Source organism: Amycolatopsis sp. NPDC045836 (genome assembly GCF_056431745.1).
This window is the reverse complement of record NZ_JBWKKF010000016.1, coordinates 36,090-61,783: the sequence shown is the minus strand read 5'-3', so window position 1 is coordinate 61,783 and position 25,694 is coordinate 36,090. Positions and strand designations below refer to the sequence as shown.

Genomic DNA, 25,694 nt, shown 5'->3' with positions numbered 1-25,694 from the left:
CCCGATGACCGAATCCCGTCCCCGCGTGCTGCTCAAGGCCATCATGATGCCGGTCTTCAAGCTCGGCTTGGGGGTTCTCCTGGTGCTCGGCGTGGCGCTCGTGCTGGGTCAGGCGGCCGACCTGGGTGATGGGCGACGACTCACTGGTCGAAGGCGTGGCCGGCCTGCTCGCCGTGCCGATGACCGCGTCGGCCGCGGTGACCGGCCTGCTCGGCTTCGCCCTGTCGTACCTGCACGACTGGTCGGCCGGCGGGGACTGAACCGTGTGGCGCCGCACACCTTCCCGGCGCGCTCACGGGGCCTGGAAACGTGCCGATTCCGGTGTTGTGGCAGCCTAGGTTGTCGACATCGACGCAGTTTCGGAGAATCTTTTGCAGAGCAGTGCCGTAGCCGAACGCACACCCGAACCGACGCCGGTCACCGCACCCCCACTCGCTTGGCGCCCGGTTTCGGCCGTCGCGGGCGCGGTCGCGGCACTGCTGCTGCTCACCAGCGGGCGCTACGGCTTCTTCGGCGACGAACTGTACTTCCGGGCCGCCGGGCGGCACCTGGGCAGCGGGCTGGCCGATCAGCCGCCGCTGGTGCCGCTGGTGGCGCGGGCGATGGACCTGCTGTTCGGCGACTCGGTGGTCGGCACCCGGCTGCCGATCATCGCGCTGGTCGTCCTCGGGGTGTTCCTGTCCGCGCTGATCGCCAGGGAACTCGGCGGCGGCAAGCTGGCGCAGCTGCTCACCGCCGGGGCCTACGCGGTGTCGCCGTTCTTCATGTACGGCGCCGGGCACACGCTGTCCACCCAGTCGTTCGACTCGTTCTTCTGGACGCTGACCAGCTGGCTGGTGGTGCGCTGGGTCCGCAAGCGCGACGACCGGCTGCTGCTCTACGCCGGGCTGGCCACCGCCGTCGGCCTGCAGGCCAAAGCCATGCTGGCGGTGCTCTGGGTGGGCATCGCGATCGCCGTGCTGCTGCTCGGCCCGCGCGTGATGCTGGTGAAGAAGCAGCTGTGGTTCGGCGGCCTGGTCGCCGCCGCGCTCGCCGTGCCGTTCCTGCTGTGGCAGCGGGCCCACGACTGGCCGCAGGCCGCGATGACCGAGGTCGTGGCCAAGGAGATCGAAGCAGCCGGTGGTGGCAAGGAAACCTTCTTCCCGGTCGCGTACGCGTACGTCGCCGGTCCGCTGGGTGCGGCACTGCTGTGCGTCGGCGTGCTCGCCCTGCTCTTCGCGCCGACGCTGCGCCCGTTCCGCTTCTACGGCCTCGCAGCAGCGGGAATCATCTTCGCGTTCTGGTACAGCGACGGACGCCCGTTCTACATGGCCGGCCTGTTCGTGGTGTGCTGGGCGGCCGCGGCGGTGGTGATCGAGCAGCGCCGGCCACGGCGTGCCCACGTCCGCTGGATCGCCGGCCCGATCTACGCGGTGTGCGGCGGGCTGATGCTGTGGGGCCTGCCGAGCGGACCGCCGGTCTGGCCGCTGTCCCACTTCGAGAACCAGCCGTTCAGCCCGGCCAACATGCACCTGGAGGAGTTCGGCTGGCCGCACATGGTCGACGCCGTGGAACGCGCGTACCTGGCGCTGCCCGAATCCGAGCGCGCGACCACGACCGTACTGGCCGGGCACTACTGGCAGGCGAGCGCGCTCGACGAGTACGGCCCGGAACGCGGCCTGCCGCCGGTGCACAGCCCGCACCGCGGGTACTGGTACTTCGGCAGCCCGCCCGAAACAGCCACCACCGCGATCGTCATCGGTTTCTCGCCCGAAGACGCCAAGTCCCTGTTCAACGAGGTCAAGCCGGTGACGCTGGTGGACAACGGGCAGCGGATCAACAACGGCACCCAGGGCATGCCGGTGTACATCTGCCGCGGTCCGGTGCGCTCGTGGGAGCAGAGCTGGCAGTACATGAGCCCGATGCAGTCCTAAGCGAGCAGCTCTCCGATCACGCGCTGCTGCTCGGCTGACTGTCGCAGGTCAGTGCTCTTGGACAGGGTGAGCATCGCCTTCCACAGTCCCCAGCCGCGGGCACGGGCCCAGGTACCTTCGTCCTGTTCGACCGCTTCCCGGAACGCGTCTCGACTCCGGCCGGTGAGCATCGTCCACGCCAGCACGAGGTCGCAGGCCGGGTCGCCGACCCCGGACGTGCCGAAGTCGATGACCGCGGTGAGCTTCCCGCCCGCCACCAGCAGATTTCCGTGCGCGATGTCCCCGTGGAACCACACCGGCGTGCCGGTCCACTCCGCTTCGAGCGCGGCTTCCCAAACCTCAGCGGCTCGCACGGTGTCGATCTGCCCGTTCAGCAAGTACAAACACCGACGCGTCTCCTCGTCGTACCAGGCGGGCGAAGCACCTCGGTAGAAGCTGTGCGCGCCAGCGCCCGGACCGCCGGTGGTGTCACAACGCTGCAGGGCGCGAATGAACTCGGCCACCGCCACCGCGAAAGCGGGCAAATCATCGATGCGTTCCTGATTCGCGGTCTCCCCAGGTATCCAGCCCCGCACGGACCACGGATACGGATAGCCTTCCCCCGGTACTCCCTCGCCGAGGATCTTCGGCACAGCCACCGGCAGCGCAGCCGCCAGCCGCGGCAGCCACTCGTTCTCCTTGGCCACGGCGGGGACGTAGCTCGCGGCAGTCGGCAACCGCACCGTCATGGAGTCCCCGAGGCGATAGGTCCGGTTGTCCCAGCCGTCGACCTCGACCGGCGTCACCGGGAGGTCACGCCAGCGCGGGAACTGCGCAGTGATCAATCGTCGCACCAGAGCAGCGTCGATACCGGCACGGCCGTCGAGATGAGTCAGCACGCTCCGATGTTCTCGGTGCACCTCTAACGTCAGCAACGCATTTTGTCACTTTACAATACAAGTCTGTATTGTATCGTAATCGATATGAGCACCGTCGGCCGCCCGCGGAGCAAGGAAGCCGACGCCGCGATCCTGGCAGCCGGCCTGGAACTGTTCCTCGAACGCGGCGCCGAAGCGTTCAGCATCGAACAAGTGGCCAAGCGCGCAGGTGTCACCCGGGCAACCGTGTACCGGCGCTTCCCGGACAAGGTGCAACTGCTCCTCGCCACCATCGAATCGGCCTACGGCGATCCACCGCAGAAACCCGAGATCCGCGACCTCGAACACCTGCTGACAACATGGGCGCAACTGCTCGCCGACCCGTCGCAACGCCGCCTGCTGCGACGGCTCTACGGCACGATCGAGGACTATCCCGAACTAGCCGCCACCTACCGGCACCAGCTCGGCCAACACCGCGATGACGCCCGGCGGGCCGTACTGGAAGAGGCCCGCGAACGCGGGCAACTACCCCCGGACACCGACCCGGACGTACTGCTGGACCTGCTGACCGGCGCCACCTGGCAGCACCTCGCCACCAGACCCGACACCAGCACGCCGGCCGAAACCGAAAGATTCCTGCGCGCCGTCTGCCACCAGGCGGGCTATCGGCCGGAAGGCCGGAGTGGGGAGAAGTCATGAGCACCGTCGATTCCGACGCGCAGCGGCGCACTCGCGCGTTCGCCCGCGTCATCGGCCCGTACATCGCCGTGTTCACCACCATCTATGCGATCCGACTGCCTTCACTGCAAGGGCTCACCACCGATCTGTTCACCGACCCGGCCCTGACGCTGATGCTCGGCGCCCTGATGCTGGGCGGCGGACTGGTGATCATCGGCGGGCACCGCAGCTGGCGGGGCCCACTGGCGGTCACCCTGTCGCTGTTCGGCTGGTTCGTCGCGCTGCGAGGCGTACTGCTGATCGCGGCGCCCGGTGCAGCACAGTCAGGTGTCGAGGCCACCATGCTCTCGCCGACAGGCCTGCTACTGGCCCGCGTCTTCTTCGGCGCACTGGCGTTGATCGGCCTGGCCCTCACCTACGCCGGCTGGTTTTCGCGGCGGCGACCCGTCCCCGCCTGAGCGCTACGTTCTGTTCCTACCACACCAATCCTGCCGAACTCGGTATTCACGCACACAAGTCCCACGCTTGCAACCCAGAATGTCACTCGTCCGAGCTAATCTCGTCGATCATCGAACACGTGTTTGATAGCTTCGGCGGCATGGAAACCATGGAGCAAAACCTCACCGCCCTGAAGTCCACCGCCGCCGAGATCGCCCGGCTCGAAGCCCGGCTCGCGCGGCAAGTCGTCGCGTTCGCCGAGGCGTCGACGATCAAGCGCGGCGTGGCCGAAGAACTGGCCATGGCGCTGAACATGACAAAGTTCAAGGCGCACAACATGATCGGCCAGACCGAAGGGCTCGTCAGACACTTCCCCAAGGTGCTGAGCCTGGTTGAGCAGGGCCGGGTACCGATGGCTTCGGCCGTCGCGGTCAACAACGCAGCCACCTGGCTCACGGCCGACAAGGCCGCGATGGTCGACGAGGTCATGGCCGGTCGGCTGGCCGACAAGAATCCAACCCAAGCGAGGAGATCAACGTATTCGGCAGTGGCCCGAGCCGATCCGGAAGGCTACGAGGAGCGAGCGAAAAAGCAGCAGGAGCAGCGCCGTTTCCGGTTGAGCCACGGCGCGTCCGGCGTGGCCGGATTGTCTCTGCGAAATGCGCCCGCCGAGAAGGCGACCGCGGCTTACGTCCACGTGGACCAGCAAGCCCGCCAGCTGAAAACTTCGGAAGAAACCCGCACACTGGACCAACTACGGGCCGATGTGGCCCTGGACATGTTGCTGGGCAAGCAGTTCGGCGGCGAAGTGAAAGCTCACGTCTACCTCTACCTCGACGCCCTCACCTACGCCGGCCTGCGCAACAATCCCGCCGAACTCGCCGGGCACGGCCCGATTCCCGCCCGGCTGGCACGACACATCGCCTCCGGGCGCAAGACCGTGTTCCAGCGCATCATCACCGATCCCGCATCGGGACAGATCCTCGAACTCGGCCGCCGGCGCTATCGGCCCAAGGCGGGACTGGCCGAACTGGTGCGGGTGCGCGACCGAGAGTGCCGCCACCCAGGCTGCACTCGGCCCGCCCACTTCGGCGACATCGACCACTGCGACGACAGGGGCCGCGGCTGGGCCGAGGGTTGCCCGACCGACGCCAAAACCCTGGTCGGACTCTGCCGCGCCGACCACAAGCTCCGCGACGTGCCCGGTTGGCAGCACTCCGTGAAGCCTGACGGCACCCTCTCCATCACCACGCCCGCCAACCAGCACTACACCAGCAAGCCGAAGCCGCTGGGCCAGTGAGCACCAACCCGATCAGCACTGGTCAACACCGCTTCCTACCCCGGATTTGCATGATTATGCTCCTGGATGCATACTCTTGCCATGTCCAAGGTTCTCACCTCCCTGCCCACCGGCGAACGGGTCGGCATCGCCTTCTCGGGTGGCCTCGACACCTCGGTCGCGGTCGCCTGGATGCGCGACAAGGGTGCACTGCCGTGCACCTACACCGCCGACATCGGCCAGTACGACGAGCCCGACATCGCCTCGGTGCCCGGGCGGGCGACCGCCTACGGCGCCGAGATCGCGCGCCTGGTCGACTGCCGTGCGGCACTGGTCGAGGAGGGCCTGGCGGCGCTGAGCTGCGGCGCGTTCCACATCCGGTCGGCGGGCCGCACCTACTTCAACACCACCCCGCTCGGCCGCGCGGTCACCGGCACCCTGCTGGTCCGTGCGATGCTCGAAGACGACGTGCAGATCTGGGGTGACGGCTCCACCTTCAAGGGCAACGACATCGAGCGGTTCTACCGCTACGGCTTGCTGGCCAACCCGCAACTGCGCATCTACAAGCCCTGGCTCGACGCCGCCTTCGTCACCGAACTCGGTGGCCGCAAGGAGATGTCGGAGTGGCTGCAGGCTCACAACCTGCCTTACCGTGACAGCACCGAGAAGGCGTACTCGACCGACGCCAACATCTGGGGCGCCACCCACGAGGCGAAGACGCTGGAACAACTCGACACCGGCATCGAGACCGTGGACCCGATCATGGGCGTGCGGTTCTGGGACCCCGCGGTGGAGATTCCGACCGAGGACGTGACGATCGGCTTCGACCAGGGCCGTCCGGTGACGATCAACGGCAAGGAGTTCTCCAGTGCCGTCGACCTGGTGATGGAGGCGAACGCGATCGGCGGCCGCCACGGCATGGGCATGTCGGACCAGATCGAGAACCGGGTGATCGAGGCCAAGAGCCGCGGCATCTACGAGGCCCCGGGCATGGCCCTGCTGCACGCCGCCTACGAGCGGCTGGTCAACGCCATCCACAACGAGGACACCCTGGCGCAGTACCACAACGAGGGTCGGCGCCTCGGCAGGTTGATGTACGAGGGCCGTTGGCTCGACCCGCAGGCGCTGATGGTGCGGGAGTCGCTGCAGCGGTGGGTCGGCACGGCGGTGATCGGCGAGGTGACCCTGCGGCTGCGGCGCGGCGACGACTACTCGATCCTGGACACCTCCGGACCGGCGTTCAGCTACCACCCGGACAAGCTGTCGATGGAACGCACCGAGGACTCCGCGTTCGGTCCTGGCGACCGGATCGGTCAGCTGACCATGCGCAACCTCGACATCGCCGACTCCCGCGCCAAGCTGGAGCAGTACGCCGGGCTCGGCATGGTCGGCACCGGGCATCCCGCGTTGATCGGTGCGGCCCAGGCGGCGTCCACCGGCTTGATCGGTGCGATGCCGGAGGGCGGCGCCGAGGCCATCGCGTCTCGTGGCCGCGCGTCGAGCGACGAAATACTGGATCGTGCCGCGATGGAATCCGGCACCGACTGACTGCTGCTGCACCGGCCGTCCCTCGCCGCTGGCGATCCAGTGGCGAGGGACGTGCACTTGACCTGAATCTTGGTTGAGGTTGTTGACTCGCGGTCATGTACGCGACGGTGTTGCACGAATACGGCCCGGCGGAGAACCTGCGCTACGAGGAGGTCGCCGACCCCGAACCGGGGCCCGGCCAGGTTCGAATCGCGGTCCGGGCGGCCGGAGTCCACTTCATCGAGACGGTGATGCGGTCCGGGATTTCGATGGAGTTGGCACCGCCGCCGCCCGAGTTGCCGTCGATCTTCGGCGGCGAAGTAGCCGGTACGGTGGAGTCCGTCGGCCCGGGTGTCGATCCGGTGTGGCTAGGGACGCGTGTGGTGGTGGGTGCGAGCAGCCCGGGTGGTTATGCGGAACTGGCCGTCGCTGACGTGACAGCGCTGCATCGGATCCCTGGCGATCTGGGGTTCGAAGCGGCGGTCGCCATGGTGGTCACCGGCACCACTGCGCTCGAGTTGCTCGACGTCGCCCGGCTCACGCCTGCCGACACCGTGCTGGTGACCTCGGCTGCGGGTGGGATCGGGCAGTTGGTCGTCCAGTACGCACGCGACCTCGGTGCCACCGTGATCGGCGCGGCTGGTGGGCCGGGCAAGGTCGAGATGGTGCGCGCGCTGGGCGTGCACTTGGCCGTGGATTACAACGAACCGGATTGGGAGGCGACGGTCGGGGGCCGGGTGGTCACGGCGGTGCTCGACGGTGTCGGCGGTGAGAAGGCCAGGGCGGCTTTCGACCTGGTCGCTGACGGTGGGCGGTTCGTCACCATTGGCAACGCCTCCCAGGAGAGCTACACGCCGGATCCGGAGCTCGCTGCCGCGCGGGGGATTACCGTCACCAACGCGCTTGTGGTGCTGCTCGACCGGCTCGGCGAGGGGCCGAGGTTCGAGGCCCGTGCGCTGGCCGCGGCGGCCGAGGGGGTGCTGGTGCCCGCTGTGCAGACCTTCCCGCTCGCTGAAGCCGCCGCCGCGCACGCCGCGCTGGAGAGTCGCGCCACGTCCGGCAAGGTCGTGCTCGTGCCGTGACCTCGACAGCGGGTCGAGTGGGAAAACGGCCGTTATTCTCGACCTGCGCGGGCTCCGAAGTGGAGATTCAGGGTTGAGTGGGTGGTCTGGCCACTCGTCACGCTCGGTTGTGCCGTTGGCCGCGCTGAACGCGGCTGAGTTTGATTCGGTTTCCGGGTGGTATGTCCCGGGAGTGCGACGACTTGTGCGACTTCCGGGCGTGTACCGCCCGCAAACGGATACCCGCCTGCTGACCCGGGCCCTGCACGAAGCCGGGTTCCGCCCCGGCGTGCGGGTATTGGACCTGTGCACCGGCTCGGGAGCCGTCGCCATGGCTGCCGCGCGGGCCGGGGCGGCCGAGGTGGTGGCGGTCGACCGGTGCCGCCGGGCGGTGGCCAGTGCCTGGCTCAACGGCCGGTTGAACCGGTTGCCGCTGCGGGCTGTGCGCGGTGACCTCGCGAGGTGCGAAGCTCTCGGCGGCTTCGACGTGGTGCTCGCGAATCCGCCGTATGTGCCCGCTGATCCGCGGCGTCACCACGGCCGTGGGGTGGCGTGTGCCTGGGACGCCGGGCCGGATGGGCGCCGTTACGTGGACGCGTTGTGCGAGCGTGCGCCCGATCTGCTCAATGTGGACGGCACGCTGCTGATGGTCCATTCCGACGTGTGTGATCCCGCGGTGACGCTGGAGTTGCTGCGGGCGCGCGAGTTGAAGGCGTCCATCGCCGCGCGGTGTGTGGAGCCGTTCGGGCCGGTGATGCGCGGGCGCCGTGACTACCTCGAAGAGACCGGGCTCATTGAGCCCGGTCAGCAGTTCGAGGAGCTGGTTGTGGTCCGCGCCGATCGGACTCCCGTCAGCTGATCGGCGCCCGCAGCGAGGTGCGGTCGGCGGCCCACGAGGACAGCAGGTGTTCGCCGAACCGCCCCTCCAGGAACTCCGTGGCCTGGATGCCGAACACCACGTCGGCCGCGAGTTCGGGTTCGTGCTTCAGCAGGTCGCCGATGACGTCGTGGCGCAGTACCTGCTCGTGCACGGCGTCGGCCTCGATGTGTTCGGTGTAGAAGTGGCGGCAGGCGGCCGGTCCGTCCAATCGCGCCAGCGCGGCGTCCATGCGGCGTGCGCTCGGGCCGGTGGTGATCTCCGCGGCGGCAAAGTGGCCGACCAGCGCCCCTCGCAGGCTGCGGTGCAGGCCGAACAACGACATGGCGTTGACCACGGCCAGCATTTCGGCGGGCGCGTTCTCCTGGTAGGCCAGGTAACCGGCGTCGAGACCGGCCGCGGTGAGCAGGTCCGCGAAGAGCTGTGCGTGCAGGCGGTCGCCCCGTCCGCCACCGAACTCGTCGAATTCGACGGCCACCAGCGCCGCCTTCGCCTGTCCGCGCAGCCGCGGGATGACCCAGGCGTGCGGGTCGGCTTCCTTCAGGTGGTAGATCGAGCGGTGCACGAAGAACTCCTTGAGCTGCCACCACTCCCCCGAAGCCTGCAGCACGTGTGAGACGCCGGAGCCGTCGACCGGTTCGACCAGGAGTTCGTCGAGTTCACCGGTCACGTCGGCGCCACCGGACACCGACGAGCGCAGGCCGTCGAGGAAGGTGCGCTCCAGGCCGGCCCGGAAGCGCAGGAGGCCGGGGTCCCATTCCCACTCCGCGTCCACGTCGTCCCAGCCCTGGTAGTGCAGCTCGTAGCAGACGTGCAGGGCCAGTTGCACGTCCTCGGAGAACGGGTCGCCGCCCGTCGCGCGGCCCAGGTCCTCGTCGCGCCGGCCTTCCTTGAGCGCGTTGATCACCTTGGCCGACAGCGGGCCACGCTCGGTGGGCAGAACAGCCACCGCTACCTCCTCGTCACGTCGAGCATTCGCCAGGCCCCGGCGGGGCCGGCTTTCCGTTGCCGTTCGGCGCCGGTACCGTGCTGGTGCACCCATTCGACGAGCTGGTGCACCCGCGCCAGGTCGCCGTGGGCCTCCAGTGCGGGTCCGACGTGCACCAGCAGTTCGGCGACCAGCAGCGCTGCGGGTTTCGGCTGTCCCAGCCGGATGTCCACGCCCTGGCCGGTCAGGCCGTACCGCGCGGCCGCCCACACCGCGGCGGCCGCGACCTGGGGCGAGAACTCGGCTGCTTCCCGGCCGGCGGACAGCTCGGCCAGGGCGGTTTCGACCAGGGCGCGGGCGAGCAGTGCCTGCAGCAGCGCTTCGCCGACCGTGCCGGCGGTGTCCGCGGTGCGGAATTCGATGGTCGGGAACTTGCCCGAGGGCCGGACCAGCCAGAAGCTCATGTCGGCGTCGATCAGCACGCCGCAGTCCACCAAGCGCGAGACCTCACCCTCGTAGGCCCCGAGGTCGGCGAACCGCGGCGGCACACCTGAGCCGGGGAAGCGCGACTGCTGCACCATGCGCCAGCTGCTGTACCCGGTGTCGCGATCGGCCTGGAACGGGGAGTTCACCGAAAGCGCCAGCAGGCTGGGCAGCCACGGGCCGACGTGGTTGAGCACCGCCACCGCCTGCTCGCGGTCGGGTACGCCGACGTGGACGTGGCAACCGCAGGCTTCGTAGTCGTCGACCACGCCCCGGAAGCGTTCGTCGATCAGCCGCGCGCGGCCTTCCGAGGGGTTCGGCGGGGGTGCGGGCCAGGCGGGGGTGCCGGTGGCCAGCGGTACGGTTCCGATCGTGGCCGCGGCTTTCGCCACCAGTTCACGGTTGGCGTTCAGCTGGTCTTCGAGTTCACCGGCGGTCCGGCAGACTCCGGTTGCCACTTCGATCTGGGTGTCCCGCAGTTCCCGCCGGACCGCGTCGTTCGCGGCGGCGCGGACGACGGCGTCGGCCACCGGCGCGCAGTTGCCGCGTTCGGCGTCGGCGAGCAGGAATTCCTCCTCGACCCCCATGGTGGTCATGGTCATCGGGTACCCCGGCCGTGCCGATCGAACCGGCTGTGGCTAGTGCGCTGGACCACCGGGGATCGCTGTTTGCCGCCGGGTTCTGGTGGTACCTGACCGCGGTGACCGACGAGCACAGCGCGGAGTTGCGCCGGATCGCCGAGCAGCGGTTCGGCTGGCCGCAGTTGCACGACGAGCAACTCGAAGCCATGGAAGCGGTGATGGCCGGGCACGATGTGCTGGCCGTGCTGCCCACCGGGGCCGGTAAGTCGGCCATCTACCAGGTGCCCACCCTGCTGCTCGACGGCCCGGCGCTGGTGGTGTCCCCGTTGCTCGCCCTGCAGCACGACCAGATCAAGGGTCTCGGTGACAACGAGGTGCCCGGTGCGGTCGCGGTCAATTCCACGTTGAACGCCCGGGAGCGGCGGGCGGCCTGGGAGGCGGTGCGGTCGGGTGAGGCGGCCTATCTGTTCCTGGCGCCGGAGCAGCTGGCGAAGGACGAGGTGGTGGCGGAGCTGGCCGAGCTGGGTCTCGGTTTGCTGGTCATCGACGAAGCGCATTGCGTGTCGGCTTGGGGGCACGATTTCCGGCCGGACTACCTGCGGCTGGGCTCGGTGATCGAGCGGCTCGGTCATCCCCGGGTGGTGGCGTTGACCGCGACGGCGGCGCCGCCGGTGCGTGAGGACATCGCGCGTCAGCTGGGGTTGCGTGAGCTGCGTGAGGTGGTGGCGAGTTTCGACCGGCCGAACCTGCACCTGGCGGTGCGGCGCTGCACCGACGACCACGGCAAACGGGCGGCCGTGCTGGCCGAGGTGCGTTCGTTGCACGAGGATCCGGCCACCCGGGGTGGGCTGGTCTACACGGCGACCCGCCGCGACACCGAGTTCTACGCCGGTGAGCTGGAGGGATCCGGGATGCGCGTCGCGGCGTACCACGCGGGTATGAGCGGGGACGACCGGACGCGTGTCCACCAGGCGTACCGCGACGGCGAGCTGGACGTCGTCGTGGCGACTTCGGCGTTCGGCATGGGGATCGACAAGCCGGACGTCCGGTTCGTGGTGCACGCGTCCGCGCCGGATTCGCTGGACTCCTACTACCAGCAGATCGGGCGGGCGGGCCGGGACGGCGAGCCCGCCAGGGTCGTGTTGTTCTACCGGCCGGAGGACCTGAGCGTGCAGCGGTTCCTGACCACCGCGGGGGCGCCGGAGGAGACCGTCGAAGCGGTTGCGGGCGAGCTGCGGTCGCAGGAGGAGCCCATGTCGCCTGCCGAGCTGGGCGATGAGGTCGACGCTCCGGCCGCACGGCGTACCCGTGCGGTGAACCTGCTCGAACAGGCCGGGGCGGTGACCACCACGGAGACCGGCGATCTCGACTACGCCGATCCGGAGTTGCCGGTCGAGCGTGCTCGTGATCAGGCGGTGGCGGTGGCCGAGCGGCACCAGCGGCTGATCCACTCCCGGGTCCGGTTGCTCAGCGACTACGCCGACACCACGGACTGCCGCCGTCGTCACCTGCTGGCCTACTTCGGTGAACAGCTGCCCGAACCGTGCGGCCGGTGTGACACGTGCGAGGCCGGGACCGCGTCGGCGCAGCCGGTGGACACCGCCGGCGAGTTCCCGGTCGGCGACCGGGTTCGCCACGCGGAATGGGGTGGCGGTGCCGTGCTGGCCGCGGATGAGCAGCGGCTGACCGTGTTGTTCGACGAGGTCGGGTACAAGACGTTGTCGCGGCAGGCCGTTCTGGAGAACGGCCTGCTCAGCGCGGAGTCCGGTTAGCCGGTGGGCAGTTTGTCCTTCGCCAGGCCGGCGAGCCGGTCCAGTGCCTCGGTGAGTTCGCGTTGCACCCGGTCGGCGGCGTCGCCGCCGTGGTTCGCCGGGTGGTCGCCGTGGAACGACAGGTGCAGCAGCACCGAGCAGGTACCGCCGTCGGCGGAGAAGACCTGCAGCCAGCCGCTGTAGTCCGGGCTGCCTTCGCGTCCCCATTCCAGTCGCAGCTGGGAGCGGCTGGCGTTGAGCACGCCGGGGGCTTGCAGGTCGCGGTCCGGTGCGTGGACCTCGACGTCCAGCCCCGGTGGTTCGCCGGGGTGGACCGCCACCGCGCCGGGGAGCCAGCTGTCCAGGTGCTGGAGGTCGGCGGCGAGGTCGAACACCTGCTCGGCCGGGGCGGGGATGGTGCGTTCCCGTTCGTATTCGGTCATGTCCCGCGATTCCCCGTTCGCGGCGTGCCTGAAACCGGGCTTGACCTTCACGCCGGTGTGAAGCTCTGTCCGCCGAGGTCGAGCTGGAAGAGCTGGGTGTCGAGCCACCGGTCGTGCTTGTAGCCGACCGCTCGCAGCAGGCCGGCTTCGGTGAAGCCGCGGGAGCGGTGGAGGGCGGCGGATGCCGGGTCGCCGGTGCCGGCGACCACGGCGATCATCTGCCTGGCCCCGGCTTGGGCGCTGGCCGCGATCAGTGAGTCGAGGAGCAGGCCGCCGAGGCCCTTCCCGGTCCATTCGGGAGCCAGGTACAGGGTGTTTTCCACGGTGTGCCGGTAGGCGGGCTTGGCGCGCCACGGGCTGGCGTGGGCGTAACCGGCGATCGTGGTGCCGACCTCGGCCACCAGGAACGGCAGCCCGCGTTCGCGCAGGTCGGCGGCCTTCTCCTGCCATTGGGCGGCGTTCGGCGGCACGGTCTCGAACGTGGTGGTCGTGTGCTCGACGTAGTGGGCGCAGATCGCGGCCACCGCGTCGAGATCGGCCTCGGTCACCGGCCGTACATTCTCCATGGTGAACATCAATGCACTATAGTGCATTGGTGGATTTGACCGAACTGGGTTTCCGCGTGCAGGCGTTGCGCCTCGACCGCGGCTGGACGTTGCAGGACCTCGCCGGAGCCGCGTCGGTGAGCGCGGGCATGCTGTCCGCCGTCGAGCGCGGGCAGAAGGCCGCCACGATCGTGGTGCTCGCCCGAATCGCCGACGGCCTCGGCGTGCCGCTGGCCGACCTGGTCACCACTCCGCGGCGGGTGGTGGTGCGGCGGGCCGCCGAGCAGGACGTCGTCGAGGAGGCCGGTGGCTGGCGGCGCACGATCCTGAGCCCGGTGGTGCCCGGGGTGAACTTCGAATGGGTCCAGACCGAGCTGCCCGCCGGGTGCGACGCGGGGACGTTCCCGGCTTACGCGCCCGGTTCGCACGAGTACGTCGTGGTGGAGTCGGGCGTGCTGCGGCTCACCGTCGGGGAGGCGGTGCACCGGCTCGACGCCGGTGATTCGGTGTACTTCGCCGCCGACGCCCCGCACGGTTACGCCAATCCCGGCCCGGATCCGTGCGCCTACCACGTCGCGGCGTTGATCATGCGGCCCCGCAGGCCGAGGTACTAGTACCTACGCCGCTTCCGCCACGTCGCACCGGCGGACACCCTGCACGCATGCGTGTTCTCCCCACTTCGCCGCGTGCCCGCAAGGGGGTGGTGATCGGCCTGGTCGCCGCCCTCGTGCTGGCGGCGTCGGCCTACGGCATCGACCTCCTGGTCAACGCCCGCACCTTCCAGTTCTTCGGTGGCCTCACCCACCGGGTCGAAACCCCGGACAAGGTCGTGGCGCTGACCTTCGACGACGGACCCGATCCGGCGGGCACCGGGGAACTGCTCGGCGCCCTGGCCACCGCCGGTGTTCCGGCCACCTTCTTCCTGACCGGCCGTGAGCTGGAGCGATACCCGGAACTGGGGGCGCGGATCGCCGAGGCCGGGCACGAGATCGGCAACCACAGCTACTCCCATGAACGGATGGTGTTCGTCACCCCGGAGACGGTGGCAAGGGAGGTGGAGCGGACCGACGAGCTGATCCGGCGGACCGGGTACCGCGGGGAGATCACCTTCCGGCCGCCCAACGGGAAGAAGCTGCTGGCGCTGCCGCGTTACCTCGCCGAGCACCAGCGCCGCACGATCATGTGGGACGTCGAACCGGACTCCTACGCCGAGGTGGCCGCCAGCGCGACCGGCATCGTCGACCACGCCGCCGAGCACACCCGGCCGGGTTCGATCATCCTGCTGCACGCGATGTACGGGAGCCGGGCGACGAGCAGGCAGGCCGTGGCCCCGCTGGTCGAGCGGCTGCGGGCGGCGGGCTACCGGTTCGTCACGGTCTCGGAACTGCTGGGGCGTCCGCCGGGATGACCGCGCGGACGACCCAGTGCCGCCCGCGCGGGCCGTACTCCAGGCGTCCGCCGTGCTCGGCCAGTTCACCGGCCACGCTCGCCAGCCCGAAGCCGCTGCCCGTGCCCGTCGTGGTGTGGGCGGGCAGGTCGCTGGTGATTTCGAGGTGCAGTTCGCGGTCGCGGACCTCGGTGCTGATCCGGACGCGGGTGCCGGGGCCGGCGTGCCGCAGCGCGTTCGTGGCTGCCTCGGCGATCACCCGGTCGGCCAGGGCGCCCGCTTCGCCGGGTACGCGGATCGGTTCGTCCGGCAATACCAGCCCGGCGGCACGCAGGCGTGCGAGCAGTTCGGGCAGGTCGGCGGAGGCAGCGCCGGGCTGGTCGTCGTCGGCGAGGTCGCGGAGGGTCTGGCGGACTTCGGTGAGCGCTTCGCGGCCTGCGGTGAGGATGGCGTCCAGGCGCTCGCGGTCGGGTTCGCTGAGGTCGTTGGCCGCGCGCAACGCCTCGGCCTGCACGAGCATCACCGTCGTGGTGTGGGCGAGCGTGTCGTGCAGGCGCCGGGCCGTGCGTTCCCGGCGGTCGGCGGCCGCGCGTTCCACGTGGTGGCGGGCGCGTTGCTCGACGAGGCGGGTGCGGTCGGCGACGTGCCGTCGTCGTTCCAGGCCCATCGTCCACGCCACCCCGAACGCCACCAAGGCCAGCAGTGTGCCGTCCACCACACCTTTGACCTCACCCATCAGCAGCGCCACGACCGCGGCGACCACCGCCGCGACGCCCCAGCGCGCGGGACGGCGGGGCATGGCGGCCACGGTGTAGAGGCCGAGCAGGACGGGCACGTAGCCGATGTTGCGCGCCGGGCCCAGCAGCAGCTGCACCACGGTCGCGGCACCGACGACCGCGAGCACGACGCCGGGGGCCCGTCGCCGGGCGGCCAGCGGCAGCAGCTGCGCGGCAGCCGCGAGCAGCGCCTGCCAGCTCCCGGTACCCAGGCCGCTGGCCAGGAACAGCAGGGCGACCAGCAGGATCATGCCGAGGTCCGGCCACCTCGGCCGACGGCGTCCGACCACGTCCCGACAGTAATGTGTGAGCGATGGTGCGTGTGGTGGTGGTCGACGACCAGGCGCTGGTCCGCGAAGGGCTGGCGATGGTGCTGGCCGCGCAGCCGGGGATCACGGTGACCGCGCAGTGCGCCGGTGGCGCGGAACTGCTGGACCTGCTGGAGACCACCGAGGAATCGGTCGACGTGGTGCTGCTCGACCTCTACCTGCCCGGAATGGACGGTCTGGAAGCGTTGCGCCGCCTGCGTGCCCGGCCGGTCGCACCCCCGCCGGTGCTGATGCTGACCACCATCGGGCGGCGGCACGAGATCCGGCAGGCGCTGGCGAACGGTGCGGCGGGGTTCGTGCTGAAGGACGCCACCGGGACCGAACTGGCCGCGGCGGTCCGCGGGGCGCACGACGGCATGACCGTGATCAGCCCGTCCGCGGCGGCGGCGCTGTGCGGCACCGGCGATCCCGGGCTGACCCCGCGTGAGCGGGATGTGTTGTCACTGCTCGGTTCCGGGCTGTCCAATCGCGACATCGCCGAACGGCTCGGGCTGGCCGAGCGCACGGTGAAGGTGCACGTGGGCAACGTGCTGGCCAAGCTCGGCGTGACCAGCCGCACCCAGGCCGCGCTCCGCGCCGGCCGCCTCCTCGGCCACCCTTGACTTATCGGAAGATATCTTCCTATACTTCTCCCCATGCCGCGCCGGAAGCCGGGCAGCCTGCTGCCACTCGAGATCGAAATCCTCGCCGCCGCGTTGGCCACCACGCGGTCCGGGCAGGACACCTTCCACGGGTTCGCGCTCGCGCAGACCATGCGGGAGCAGAGCGGATCATCGGCGCTGACGAGCCACGGAACTCTGTACAAAGCCCTTGGCAGACTGGAGGAATTCGGCCTGCTCACCTCCTCCTGGGAGGACGCGGCCGCGGCCGAGGGGCGACCACGCCGACGCCTGTACGAACTCACCACGAAGGGAGCCCAAGTGGCCGCCCAAGCCCATTCCGAGCGGGCCACCCGGCCCGTTCCGCGCATCGCCCCGGGGCCCGCATGACCCCGGAACGCATGGCTGCCCTGGTGGCCAGGTGGGTGCGCTGCTACACCCGCGGCCTGCCCGCACCGGCTGCCGAGCGCCGGATCGCCGAGCTCGATGCCGACCTGCACGACCACATCGCCTGCGAACGCGCCGCCGGAACGGGCGAGAGGCGGATCGCGCTCGGAGTGCTGTCGCGGATGGTGCGGGGTTTTCCCGCGGACGTTTCCTGGCGGAGCCGGCACCTCCAGGCCGAATTCCCGATATCGGAGGAAATGATGAAACGACAGAAGACGGCGTACCGCACGGCCGTCGGGGTCGCGCTCGCGGCGGCGTTGATCCTGCTCTGGGGCATGGGTGCGGTCGGGGTCATCGGTGTCGAAGGTGATCGTGCCGACCTGATGTACTTCGGCGTGCTCGCCGTGGGCGTGGCCGGGGCCTTCGTCGCCCGTTTCCGCCCGAGGGGTATGGCACGTGCCCTGGTCGCCACGGCGGTCGCCCAGGGCTTGGTCGCCGTGATCGCGCTGGTGCTGGGCAAACACGAAGCACCGGCGACGTCGGTGCTCGAACTGGTCGGGCTGAACGGGTTTTTCATGGCCCTGTTCATCGGCTCGGCCTGGTTGTTCCGGCGAGCAGCGGGCAGCAGGCCACCTGTGGAGGTGCCTATGTAGACCGTGCGGAGAAAAGCGACCGTCTACGCGACGTCAACGGGCTGCGACGAAAGCAAAGGACCAGCGCGAGCCCACTGGCGAACGGAGCCGAGGTGTACCAGCGGGGTGAGCACAGCCACCCAGGTGCCGCGCACGGATGCAGGCGCGGCGAGCGGAGGACTCGCGGACCTGCCCGTTCGGTATGGCTTGGTCGAACACCTTCGTCCCGCGCAATCGCGTCAAAGTGGAAGCGTTGGTCCTCAGTGGACAGTCGCCTTGCCGGTTCGTTCCAGGGGGTGGGCCGCCGGTGTTGGCCGATCCGGCTGGTGGGTGCGACGGACTTGGCATTTCCTGCCACGATGGGGGCATGTCCGAACCAGCCCGCGCGATCCGCGACCTCGCCGACGCCTACGCCAACGACCTCGCCGAGCTGAACCCGATCATCGGCACGATGACCGGGTTGCGTCCCGGTGAGGATCGGCTGCCCGACTTCTCCCCCGACGGCCAACGGGCCCGTGACGAACTCGATCGGCGCACGCTGGCCACGCTGGGCGAGCTGACCACGGCGGAACCGGAGGACGCCGACGAACGGAGGTGCGCACGCCTGCTGCGTGAGCGGCTGGGTTCGAACCTGGCCGTCAGCGAGTCGGGTGAGCACCTGCGTGATGTGTCCAACCTGTTCGGGCCGGTGCACGTGAGCAGGCTGGCGTTCACCATGATGCCGACGGCCACCGACGAGGACTGGGCGGTGATCGCCCGGCGCATGGCGAACGTGCCCGCGGCGCTGGCGACGTACACCGAATCGCTGCGGGTGGGTGCGGAACGCGGGCTCACCGCGGCCCCGCGTCAGGTCCGCACGGTGGCCGGGCAGCTGGGCGACTGGGCGGCGGCCGAGGACGGGCGTGGCTGGTTCGCCGGGCTGGCCGCGCGGGCCGAGGTGCCGGATTCGCTGCGCGGTGACCTGGAGCGGGCCGCCGGGCAGGCCGGGACGGCCGTGCGGGAGCTGGGCCGGTGGCTGGCCGAGGAGTACCTGCCCCGTTGCGAGGGCACGCCGGACGGGGTCGGGGCGGAGCGGTACCGGGTGACCGCGCGCCAGTGGACCGGGGCGGACCTGGACTTGGAGCAGGCGTACCAGTGGGGGTGGGGCGAGTTCCACCGGCTGCGTGCGGAGCTGGCCGAGGAAGCCGAGCGGGTGCTGCCCGGTGCGTCGGTGGCCGAGGCGATGACGCACCTGAACCAGCACGGTGAACGGGCCGAGGGGGTGCCCGCCGTGCTGGAGCGGTTGCAGGGGTTGATGGACGAGGCCATCCGCGAGCTGGACGGTACGCACTTCGAACTCGCCGAGCCGATTCGCCGGGTGGAAGCCCACGAGGCACCGGCGGGCAGCGCGGCCGCGCCGTACTACGTCCGGCCGGACCGGTCGTTCAGCCGTCCCGGGCGCACCTACCTGCCCACGCTGGGCCGCACCAGCTTCCCGATCTGGAACCTGGTCAGCACCTGGTACCACGAGGGTGTGCCGGGGCACCACCTGCAGCTGGCGCAGTGGGCGCACCTCAGCGACCGGCTGTCGGTGTTCCAGGCGGGCATCGGCTCGGTCAGCTCGTGCACCGAGGGCTGGGCGCTCTACGCCGAGCGGCTGATGGACGAACTCGGGTACCTGCGTGAGCCCGGTGCGCGGCTGGGTTACCTGGAGGCGCAGTTGCTCCGGGCGATCCGGGTGATCATCGACATCGGCATGCACCTGGCGCTGCCGATTCCCGGTGACTCGCCGATCGGGGCCGGGCAGCGCTGGACACCGGAGCTGGGCCGTGCACTGTTCGCCGCGCACAGCAGTGAACCGGATTCGTTCATCGACAGCGAGATCACCCGCTACCTCGGCCGTCCCGGGCAGGCGATCAGCTACAAACTGGGTGAGCGGGCGTGGCTGGCCGGCCGTGAAGCCGCCCGCACCGCGCACGGCGCCGGGTTCGACGCGAAGGCGTGGCACATGGCCGCGTTGTCGGCGGGCGCGCTCGGGCTGGACGACCTGACCGAGGAGCTGGGGGCGTTGTGAGGGCCTTTGCTCGCTCGCATGTGCCGGTCGGGGGGACAGCGGCTGCGGCAACTGACCGCGGCGGTGACGTGTGGAGCGACGGCCGGGGCGACGTGGGGCGAGATGGGGGCGGCGGTCTCGCGGGCCATCGCCGCCGTCGTGCCACACGATGCCGTCAGGCTGTCCGGGACCGGGCCGGGGCAGGGGATGAACATTCCTTCGTTCGCCTTCTGGCACGGGTACGCGCCGGACTCCGGGCGGGCCTTGCTGCGGGGGTGCAGTGCCGGGGAGGACCCGTGCCGGTGGGGTGAACTCGCCCGATTGCCGCTGCCCGTGGCCGTGGCCGGTTCCGGGGACAGCCGGCGGCACCGGGCGATGCGGCGGCTGCTGGCCGAGTACGGCGCCGGAAGCGAACTGCGCCTGCTGCTGCGGGACGGCCGCGGGTGTGGGGTTCGCTGGCGCTGGCGCTGGTGCGGGCCCGGGGGCGCTGGTCGTTCGGCGACGACGAGATCGACCGGCTCCACGGGCTGGTTCCGGAGCTGATCGCGTTCCTGCGCGGGTACGTCACCGCGGGGCCGCTGTGCCCGGCCTCGGCTTGTCCGCCGCCCGGTGTGCTCGTGCTCGGGCCGGACCACGAGATCCGCTCGGCCACCGCGCACGCGTTCGGCTGGCGTGAGCTCCTCGGCCGGGTGCACGACGCCCCGGCGTGGACCGGCAAGTCGTTTTTCGCCGGGTTGTCCGCTTCGGCGCGTGCCGGGGCGGACTTGGCCGTGGTCATCCAGGCGGCGATCGCGAGCCAGGTGCTGCCCTCGGTGTGCGCCTGGTACGGCAGCACGCCCAGGGAACGGCAGCTCGTCGAGCAGCTTCGCGACGCCGCCGCGCCCAAGCAGATCGCCCGGCGGCTCGACCTGCCCGTGCACACGGTCAACGACCACCTCCGGACGGTGTTCCGCAAGACCGGGCGCCTGGCCGGGCCGAGCTGATCACCGCGTTGACCGGCTGAGCCGCCCGCCGTTGACCAGGGGCACCGGACACTTCAGAGTGACCCCATGAACCGGGCTCTGGCGGTGCTCACCGGTGGCGCGTTCCTCACCTTGGTGGTCGGGGTGCTCGCGTCGCGGGAACCGGTGTGGGCGGTGGTGTTCGGTGCCGTGTTCACCGCGGTGGGCACAGCGGGGTTCGGCTGGGTGCGCCGCCGGGACCGGCTCGGCTGGTCGGTGGCGTATGTCGTGTTCCAGCTCCCGCTCGGCTATGCCGTTTTCGCGCACGATCCCGGGGTGGGGGCCACGTTGTTCTTCGTGGTGCTGGTCAGCCAGTGCGTGCTGCTGCTCCCCCGGCCGGGCACCGTGCTGGTGATCCTGCTGGTGCCGCTCGTGCACGCGGGGATGTCCTGGGACGAGGCGGTGCGTGAGGGCGTCGGGTTGTTCGCGTCGGTGACCTTCGCCGCGGTCATCACCGAACTGCTGCGGCGGGAGCAGCGGACCCGGCGTGCACTGGCCGAGGCCCACGAACAGCTGCGGGACTACGCCGCGCAGGCCGAACGGCTGGCCACCGCGCAGGAACGCAACCGGGTGGCCCGCGACATCCACGACGGTCTCGGGCACGCGCTGACCGTGGTGCAGATGCAGGTCAAGGCGGCACGGGCGGTGCTGGAGGCGGATCCGGCCAGGGCCGACGCGGTGCTCGCGAAAGCCCAGCAGCAGGCCGAAGCCGCGCTGGCCGACGTCCGCCGGTCGGTCAGTTCGCTGCGGGAACCGCGGGCGGTCCCGCCGTTGCGCGAGGCGCTGACCGCGCTGGCCGAGGAGACCTCGGCGGCCGGGGTGCCCACCGATGTCACGATTTCCGGCACCGAACGGCCGTTGCCGGACGAGGCCCGTGAGGCGCTGTACCGGGCGGCGCAGGAGGGGCTGACCAACGTCCGCAAGCACGCCGCCGCCAGCCGTGCGGATCTCGCGCTCGACTACGCCGATGCCACGGTCCGGCTGGCGGTGCGCGACGACGGGACCGGGGCGGTCGACGGGCGGGCACCGGGGTTCGGCCTGCTGGGGTTGCGGGAACGGGCCGCGCGCCTCGGCGGGCGGGTGTCTTTCGAGCCCGCGCCGGGAACGGGTTGCACGCTGAGCATGGAGGTCCCCGCATGAGCCCGGTCCGCGTGCTGCTGGTGGACGACCAGGCGCTCTTCCGCGAGGCGCTCGGCACCCTGCTGGCCATCCGGGACGACATCGAGGTGGTCGGCGAGGCCGGCAACGGTGACGAGGCGCTGCGGCGGGCCGCCGAACTCGCGCCCGATGTCGTGCTGATGGACCTGCGCATGCCCGTGCTGGACGGGGTCGCCGCCACACGGCGGCTCCGCGTCGAGCAGCCCGGGGTCCGGGTGATCGCGCTGACCACCTTCGACGACGACGAGGACGTGTTCGCCGCGTTGCGGGCCGGGGCCGTCGGTTACCTGCTCAAGGACGTGTCCTCGGCGCGGCTGGTGGAGGCGGTGCTGGCGGCCGCGCGCGGGGAGTCGGTGCTGCAGCCGTCGGTGGCGGCGAAGGTGGTGGCCCGGTTCGCGCAGTTGCCCGAGGAGCCGGCCGCGGCGCGTCCGCAGCCGCTGGTGGTGCCGTTGTCCGACCGTGAGCTCGACGTGCTGCGCCTGCTGGCCGACGGGCACAGCAACCGGGAGATCGCCGGGTCGCTGTTCCTCGCCGAGGGCACGGTGAAGAACCACGTGACCAACGTGCTCGCCAAGCTCAGCGCCCGCGACCGCACGCAGGCCGCGTTGCGGGCCCGTGCCCTCGGGCTGCTCTGAGGACGTCCGGGTCATGACCCGGGTCATGACTTCCGGCACCTGGCAGAGGGGCCCCGGGCGGGGATTCTCGATCGCGTCAGAGCACCGCGAACCGGAGGTCCCCGTCATGACAACCGCCGCCGCCGGACCGGCCAGGAGCCGGAACCGGAAACTCGCCCGCTTCCTCGGGCACTACCTGGAAATGGTCGTCGCCATGCTCGCCGGCATGGTGGCGCTCGGGCCGCTGTGGCCCGCCGCGTGGGTGGCGCGCCCGGACGTGGCCGCGCTGGTGATGGCCACCGACATGACCGTGGTGATGGTGTTGTGGATGCTCGTCCGGCGGCACCCGTGGCCGCGTGCCGCGGAGATGTCCGCGGTGATGTTCCTGCCGTTCGCGGCGCTGCTGGTGCCGTACTGGTTCGGTGTGCTGTCCGGTTCGGCGGTGATGGTCGCCGGGCACGTGCTGATGTTCCCGCTGATGCTGGCCGCCATGCTGTGGCGCCGCGCCGAGTACTGGCACTGAGCCCGTGGGCACCTTCGCCCGGCGCGCGGTCCGGGTGCTCGCCGTGGTGGTCGCCGTGCTGCTGGTCCCGGCGGCCGGTGCGGCCATCTCGGCGCTCGCCGCGTTCGGCGCCCTCTACGCACCCGGTCCGGCTCGGCCCGTTCCCGCGGTCACGCCGGTGGCGCACGATCCCGCCAAGCCCACCGCCGTGGTCGTCGTGGGTGACCGCGGTGCCGTGGTCTCCGATGTGCTCGCCCCGTACGAGGTGCTCGCGGCGACCGGCCGGTTCAACGTCTACACGGTGGCGTCCCAGCGGCGGCCCCTGCCGTTGACCGGTGGCCTCGACCTGGTCCCCGACCTCAGCTTCGGCGAGCTGGCCGCCCGGGTGCCCGTGGCCGACGTGGTGGTCGTGCCCGCTTTCCCCGACGTCGGGGAGCCCAGCACGGCGCCGGTCACGGACTGGCTGCGGGCGCAGGCCGCCGGTGGCGCGCAACTGCTCAGCGTGTGCAACGGGGCGGGGGTGCTGGCGTCGGCCGGGTTGCTCGGCGGGCGGTCCGCCACCGCGCACTGGTTGCGGATCGGCGCGTTCGAGGCCGAGCACCCGGCGGTGAACTGGGTGCGGGGGCAGCGCTTCGTCGACGACGGCGACATCGTCTCCACCGCGGGCATCCTGTCCGGGGTCGACGGCACGCTGCACCTGGTCGAACGCCTGGCCGGGGCGCAGGCCGCCGCCGAGGCCGCGGCGGCGGTCGGCTGGCGGCACACCGCGGCACCGGTGACCCCGGAAGCCGGGATGCCGGATCCGGTCGCCATCGTCAACGCCGGGTTCACCTGGAACCCGCCGCGGATCGGTGTGCTGCTCACCGCAGGCACCGGGGAGATCGAGCTGGCGTCGGTGTTCGACACGCACGGCGGCCAGTCCCTCGCCGCCCGCACGCTGGCGCTGTCCGCGGACGGCGGTGCGGTGCGGTCGAGGCACGGGCTGACCTTCCTGCCGCGTTCGGACCTGGCCGCCGCCGCCCCGGAGCTGGATCGGCTGCTCGTGCCCGGTGCCGCCGCCGGTGGGGTGGTCGCGCCCGCCGGCGGGCCGGCGCCCGAATACGTGCACCACCGGCCCGGGTTCGCCTACGACGTGGCGGTGCGCGACCTGGCGGAGTACACCGATGTGGCGACCGCGCGGTGGACGGCGAAGGTGCTGGAGCTGCCCGCCGGTGACCTCGGCCTCGAGGGCGCCGCCTGGCCGTGGCGGCCCACGCTCCTGCCGGTGGTGCTGGTGCTCGTCGCCGGGGCGGCAGTCCTGGCGGTCCGGCGGCGAAAGCGGCGGGTCCGGCGGCCTGAAGCTGCCAGAAACGAGACCCCTCCCCGCAGCGGCGAGTAGGAAGAGGCCATGCGGAAGAACGTGCGGCTCGGTGCCGCGGTCCTGGTCCTGTGCAGCCTCGCCGCCTGCGGCGCACCGGACCAGGCGGCACCGGCGAGCCCGCCCCCGCCGCCACCGAGCCCGCCCGCTCCCCCGCCGACGCCGGAGCAGGTGGAGTGGCTGAACAAGTTCTGCGACGCCACCAAGGTGTTCCTCGTGCCGCCGAAGCCGCCGAAGGACCTCGGTGACGAGTTCGCCGACATGGACCTCAGCTCCTACCTGCGTTCCCTGGACACCTTGCTGGACAACGTGGACTACCAGACCACGTCGCTGGAGCCGGCGGAGTTCCCGCGTGGCGCGGAACTGCTCGACGCCTACACCAAGGCCGCCGGGCAACTCGGGTCCAAAGTGGACGAGTACGCCGGCCGGTACGACGCGGATGCCGACGTCCTGCGCGGGTACGTCAGCGAGACCACCGCCGCGCTCGGGGCGCTGAAGCCGCAGGGGCTCGACCTCGCCACGCTGGTGGCGGCGGACGGCACCGTGGCACAGGCCCACGAGAAGGCCGAGAAGTGCCGTCCCGTCGCGGAACCCGAAGCCACGCCGTCGGCCGCGCCGGTGGACCTGCCCGCGGCCAAGGACGGGGAGAACCTGTCCGCCTGCGGGGACGGCCGGTGCGAGGTGCTGGTCACGCCCGGTGCCACGGTGCCCGCGCCCCGGCGCTACGGGTTCACCCTGCTCAAGGTGCGCACCATCGCCGATGGGGTGATGGAGGTCGGGGCCAAGTTCCAGAGCGGCACGATGACCTCACCGCTGAACACCGGCCGCGCCACGATCATGAACGGCGTCGAGGTCAAGGCCGTCGCCGTCGGCACCGGCAAGGCGGTGCTGAGCCTGGCGATCGCGAACTGAGCGGTACCGCCCGTACCGGTCCTTGAGGTGGCGCTGCCGTGGGTGCGCAAATGTGACCCATTCAGCCGGGGATGTGGCGAGTGGTGGCCGCCGGGCTGGGTAAACCGTGGGGACCGACACGGGAACGGGGTGGATGCGGTGATCGCGGTGCGCGTGCACGGAGTGGCTCTCCTGCCGCCGGATGAGACGCCGGTGATGTTGCTGCGGGAGATCGCCGGGGACCGGCGCTGGCTGCCCATCTCGATCGGTGCGCCGGAGGCGGGTGCCCTGATCGAGGCGTGCCAGCGGGTCGAGCACGCCCGGCCGGACACCATCGAGCTGATCGGTCAGGTGATCGAGGCGTTCGGGCGCCGGGTGCAGCGGGTGGAGGTGACCGCGCTGGACGAGGGGGTGTTCTTCGCGGACTTGGTGCTCGCCGACGGCACCCGCATCTCGGCCAGGCCCAGTGACGCCGTGGCGCTCGGGGTGCGGGCCGGGGTGCCGCTCGAGGTGGCCGAGACCGTGCTGGCCGTGGCCGCGGCCGACCTCGAACTCGCCGACGAGGAGGAACCCGACGTCGAGCAGGAGGTCGCCGATTTCCGCGACCAGCTCGCCGAGGCCTCTCCCGACGACTTCACCGACCCGCCGCCCGGGCTGCGGTAGCCCGG

The 25,694-nt window shown here is 70.9% G+C and carries 28 protein-coding genes; 22 read left to right on the top strand and 6 right to left on the bottom strand.

The window, feature by feature from the left end:
• The first annotated feature begins 128 nt into the window (after positions 1-128).
• Both AC07EG_RS28225 and AC07EG_RS28220 read left to right on the top strand, forming a co-directional pair.
• Positions 129-260, top strand: a complete 132-nt coding sequence (locus AC07EG_RS28225; protein WP_478256227.1) for a hypothetical protein — start codon at positions 129-131, stop codon at positions 258-260.
• Positions 261-371: 111 nt separating this feature from the next.
• Positions 372-1,913: a glycosyltransferase family 39 protein gene (locus AC07EG_RS28220; protein WP_478256226.1), complete on the top strand. Its 1,542-nt coding sequence runs from the start codon at positions 372-374 to the stop codon at positions 1,911-1,913.
• Here AC07EG_RS28220 and AC07EG_RS28215 read toward each other — a convergent pair.
• Positions 1,910-2,791: an aminoglycoside phosphotransferase family protein gene (locus AC07EG_RS28215; RefSeq protein WP_478256225.1), complete on the bottom strand. Its 882-nt coding sequence runs from the start codon at positions 2,789-2,791 to the stop codon at positions 1,910-1,912. The genes AC07EG_RS28220 and AC07EG_RS28215 overlap by 4 nt on opposite strands.
• An 84-nt stretch (positions 2,792-2,875) precedes the next feature.
• On the opposite strand from AC07EG_RS28215, the gene AC07EG_RS28210 reads away from it, so the two are divergent.
• From AC07EG_RS28210 to AC07EG_RS28185, 6 genes are all read left to right on the top strand, one after another.
• Positions 2,876-3,469 carry a TetR/AcrR family transcriptional regulator gene (locus tag AC07EG_RS28210; RefSeq protein ID WP_478256224.1) on the top strand — a complete coding sequence of 198 codons (594 nt, stop codon included), beginning with the start codon at positions 2,876-2,878 and terminating at the stop codon, positions 3,467-3,469.
• Positions 3,466-3,906, top strand: a complete 441-nt coding sequence (locus AC07EG_RS28205) for a hypothetical protein (protein WP_478256223.1) — start codon at positions 3,466-3,468, stop codon at positions 3,904-3,906. Before AC07EG_RS28210 ends, AC07EG_RS28205 begins: the two co-directional genes overlap by 4 nt.
• 140 nt (positions 3,907-4,046) lie before the next feature.
• Positions 4,047-5,186 carry a DUF222 domain-containing protein gene (locus AC07EG_RS28200; RefSeq protein WP_478256222.1) on the top strand — a complete coding sequence of 380 codons (1,140 nt, stop codon included), beginning with the start codon at positions 4,047-4,049 and terminating at the stop codon, positions 5,184-5,186.
• Between the two features lie 81 nt (positions 5,187-5,267).
• On the top strand, positions 5,268-6,713 hold the full coding sequence (argG, locus tag AC07EG_RS28195; RefSeq protein WP_478256221.1) for an argininosuccinate synthase: 1,446 nt from the start codon (positions 5,268-5,270) through the stop codon (positions 6,711-6,713).
• Between the two features lie 95 nt (positions 6,714-6,808).
• The gene (locus AC07EG_RS28190; RefSeq protein WP_478256220.1) at positions 6,809-7,774 is read left to right on the top strand and encodes a zinc-binding dehydrogenase; all 966 of its coding nucleotides are present in this window, start codon (positions 6,809-6,811) and stop codon (positions 7,772-7,774) included.
• A gap of 115 nt (positions 7,775-7,889) precedes the next feature.
• Positions 7,890-8,612 (top strand): HemK2/MTQ2 family protein methyltransferase, encoded by a 723-nt coding sequence (locus AC07EG_RS28185; protein WP_478256219.1) that lies wholly within the window; start codon positions 7,890-7,892, stop codon positions 8,610-8,612.
• Here the strand turns inward: AC07EG_RS28185 and AC07EG_RS28180 are convergent.
• Both AC07EG_RS28180 and AC07EG_RS28175 read right to left on the bottom strand, forming a co-directional pair.
• A complete protein-coding gene (locus tag AC07EG_RS28180; RefSeq protein ID WP_478256218.1) occupies positions 8,605-9,579 on the bottom strand; it encodes an iron-containing redox enzyme family protein in 975 nt (324 codons plus the stop codon). The two genes, AC07EG_RS28185 and AC07EG_RS28180, sit on opposite strands and share 8 nt — an antisense overlap.
• A 2-nt stretch (positions 9,580-9,581) precedes the next feature.
• A complete protein-coding gene (locus AC07EG_RS28175; RefSeq protein ID WP_478256217.1) occupies positions 9,582-10,637 on the bottom strand; it encodes a carboxylate-amine ligase in 1,056 nt (351 codons plus the stop codon).
• Between the two features lie 104 nt (positions 10,638-10,741).
• Here AC07EG_RS28175 and AC07EG_RS28170 point away from each other — a divergent pair, with 104 nt between their 5' ends.
• Positions 10,742-12,394 carry a RecQ family ATP-dependent DNA helicase gene (locus AC07EG_RS28170; protein WP_478256379.1) on the top strand — a complete coding sequence of 551 codons (1,653 nt, stop codon included), beginning with the start codon at positions 10,742-10,744 and terminating at the stop codon, positions 12,392-12,394.
• Here the strand turns inward: AC07EG_RS28170 and AC07EG_RS28165 are convergent.
• A complete protein-coding gene (locus AC07EG_RS28165) occupies positions 12,391-12,816 on the bottom strand; it encodes an SRPBCC family protein (protein ID WP_478256216.1) in 426 nt (141 codons plus the stop codon). The two genes, AC07EG_RS28170 and AC07EG_RS28165, sit on opposite strands and share 4 nt — an antisense overlap.
• Positions 12,817-12,863: 47 nt before the next feature.
• A complete protein-coding gene (locus AC07EG_RS28160) occupies positions 12,864-13,391 on the bottom strand; it encodes an N-acetyltransferase family protein (RefSeq protein WP_478256215.1) in 528 nt (175 codons plus the stop codon).
• 20 nt (positions 13,392-13,411) lie between these two features.
• Here AC07EG_RS28160 and AC07EG_RS28155 point away from each other — a divergent pair, with 20 nt between their 5' ends.
• Together AC07EG_RS28155 and AC07EG_RS28150 are read left to right on the top strand one after the other, a co-directional pair.
• Complete coding sequence (locus tag AC07EG_RS28155) at positions 13,412-13,975, top strand: helix-turn-helix domain-containing protein (protein WP_478256214.1); 564 nt, start codon at positions 13,412-13,414, stop codon at positions 13,973-13,975.
• Positions 13,976-14,022: 47 nt separating this feature from the next.
• Positions 14,023-14,769 (top strand): polysaccharide deacetylase family protein, encoded by a 747-nt coding sequence (locus tag AC07EG_RS28150; RefSeq protein WP_478256213.1) that lies wholly within the window; start codon positions 14,023-14,025, stop codon positions 14,767-14,769.
• Here AC07EG_RS28150 and AC07EG_RS28145 read toward each other — a convergent pair.
• Positions 14,732-15,814 (bottom strand): sensor histidine kinase, encoded by a 1,083-nt coding sequence (locus tag AC07EG_RS28145; RefSeq protein ID WP_478256212.1) that lies wholly within the window; start codon positions 15,812-15,814, stop codon positions 14,732-14,734. The genes AC07EG_RS28150 and AC07EG_RS28145 overlap by 38 nt on opposite strands.
• A gap of 23 nt (positions 15,815-15,837) precedes the next feature.
• Here AC07EG_RS28145 and AC07EG_RS28140 point away from each other — a divergent pair, with 23 nt between their 5' ends.
• The 11 genes from AC07EG_RS28140 (at position 15,838) to AC07EG_RS28090 (ending at position 25,689) form a co-directional block, all read left to right on the top strand.
• Positions 15,838-16,455, top strand: coding sequence for a response regulator transcription factor (locus AC07EG_RS28140; protein ID WP_478256211.1), 618 nt, complete (start codon positions 15,838-15,840; stop codon positions 16,453-16,455).
• A gap of 33 nt (positions 16,456-16,488) precedes the next feature.
• Positions 16,489-16,842 (top strand): PadR family transcriptional regulator, encoded by a 354-nt coding sequence (locus AC07EG_RS28135; protein ID WP_478256210.1) that lies wholly within the window; start codon positions 16,489-16,491, stop codon positions 16,840-16,842.
• Positions 16,839-17,492: a hypothetical protein gene (locus AC07EG_RS28130; protein WP_478256209.1), complete on the top strand. Its 654-nt coding sequence runs from the start codon at positions 16,839-16,841 to the stop codon at positions 17,490-17,492. Before AC07EG_RS28135 ends, AC07EG_RS28130 begins: the two co-directional genes overlap by 4 nt.
• A gap of 346 nt (positions 17,493-17,838) precedes the next feature.
• Positions 17,839-19,524, top strand: coding sequence for a DUF885 domain-containing protein (locus tag AC07EG_RS28125; protein ID WP_478256208.1), 1,686 nt, complete (start codon positions 17,839-17,841; stop codon positions 19,522-19,524).
• A 422-nt stretch (positions 19,525-19,946) separates the two neighbouring features.
• The gene (locus AC07EG_RS28120) at positions 19,947-20,486 is read left to right on the top strand and encodes a helix-turn-helix transcriptional regulator (protein WP_478256207.1); all 540 of its coding nucleotides are present in this window, start codon (positions 19,947-19,949) and stop codon (positions 20,484-20,486) included.
• A gap of 66 nt (positions 20,487-20,552) precedes the next feature.
• A complete protein-coding gene (locus AC07EG_RS28115; protein ID WP_478256206.1) occupies positions 20,553-21,644 on the top strand; it encodes a sensor histidine kinase in 1,092 nt (363 codons plus the stop codon).
• Complete coding sequence (locus AC07EG_RS28110; protein WP_478256205.1) at positions 21,641-22,297, top strand: response regulator; 657 nt, start codon at positions 21,641-21,643, stop codon at positions 22,295-22,297. The genes AC07EG_RS28115 and AC07EG_RS28110 overlap by 4 nt, the downstream gene beginning before the upstream one ends.
• Positions 22,298-22,403: 106 nt before the next feature.
• The gene (locus AC07EG_RS28105) at positions 22,404-22,799 is read left to right on the top strand and encodes a hypothetical protein (protein WP_478256204.1); all 396 of its coding nucleotides are present in this window, start codon (positions 22,404-22,406) and stop codon (positions 22,797-22,799) included.
• Between the two features lie 4 nt (positions 22,800-22,803).
• Positions 22,804-24,156, top strand: a complete 1,353-nt coding sequence (locus AC07EG_RS28100) for a DJ-1/PfpI family protein (RefSeq protein WP_478256203.1) — start codon at positions 22,804-22,806, stop codon at positions 24,154-24,156.
• A gap of 9 nt (positions 24,157-24,165) precedes the next feature.
• Positions 24,166-25,047: a hypothetical protein gene (locus AC07EG_RS28095; protein ID WP_478256202.1), complete on the top strand. Its 882-nt coding sequence runs from the start codon at positions 24,166-24,168 to the stop codon at positions 25,045-25,047.
• Between the two features lie 138 nt (positions 25,048-25,185).
• The gene (locus tag AC07EG_RS28090; RefSeq protein ID WP_478256201.1) at positions 25,186-25,689 is read left to right on the top strand and encodes a bifunctional nuclease family protein; all 504 of its coding nucleotides are present in this window, start codon (positions 25,186-25,188) and stop codon (positions 25,687-25,689) included.
• Positions 25,690-25,694: the final 5 nt, after the last annotated feature.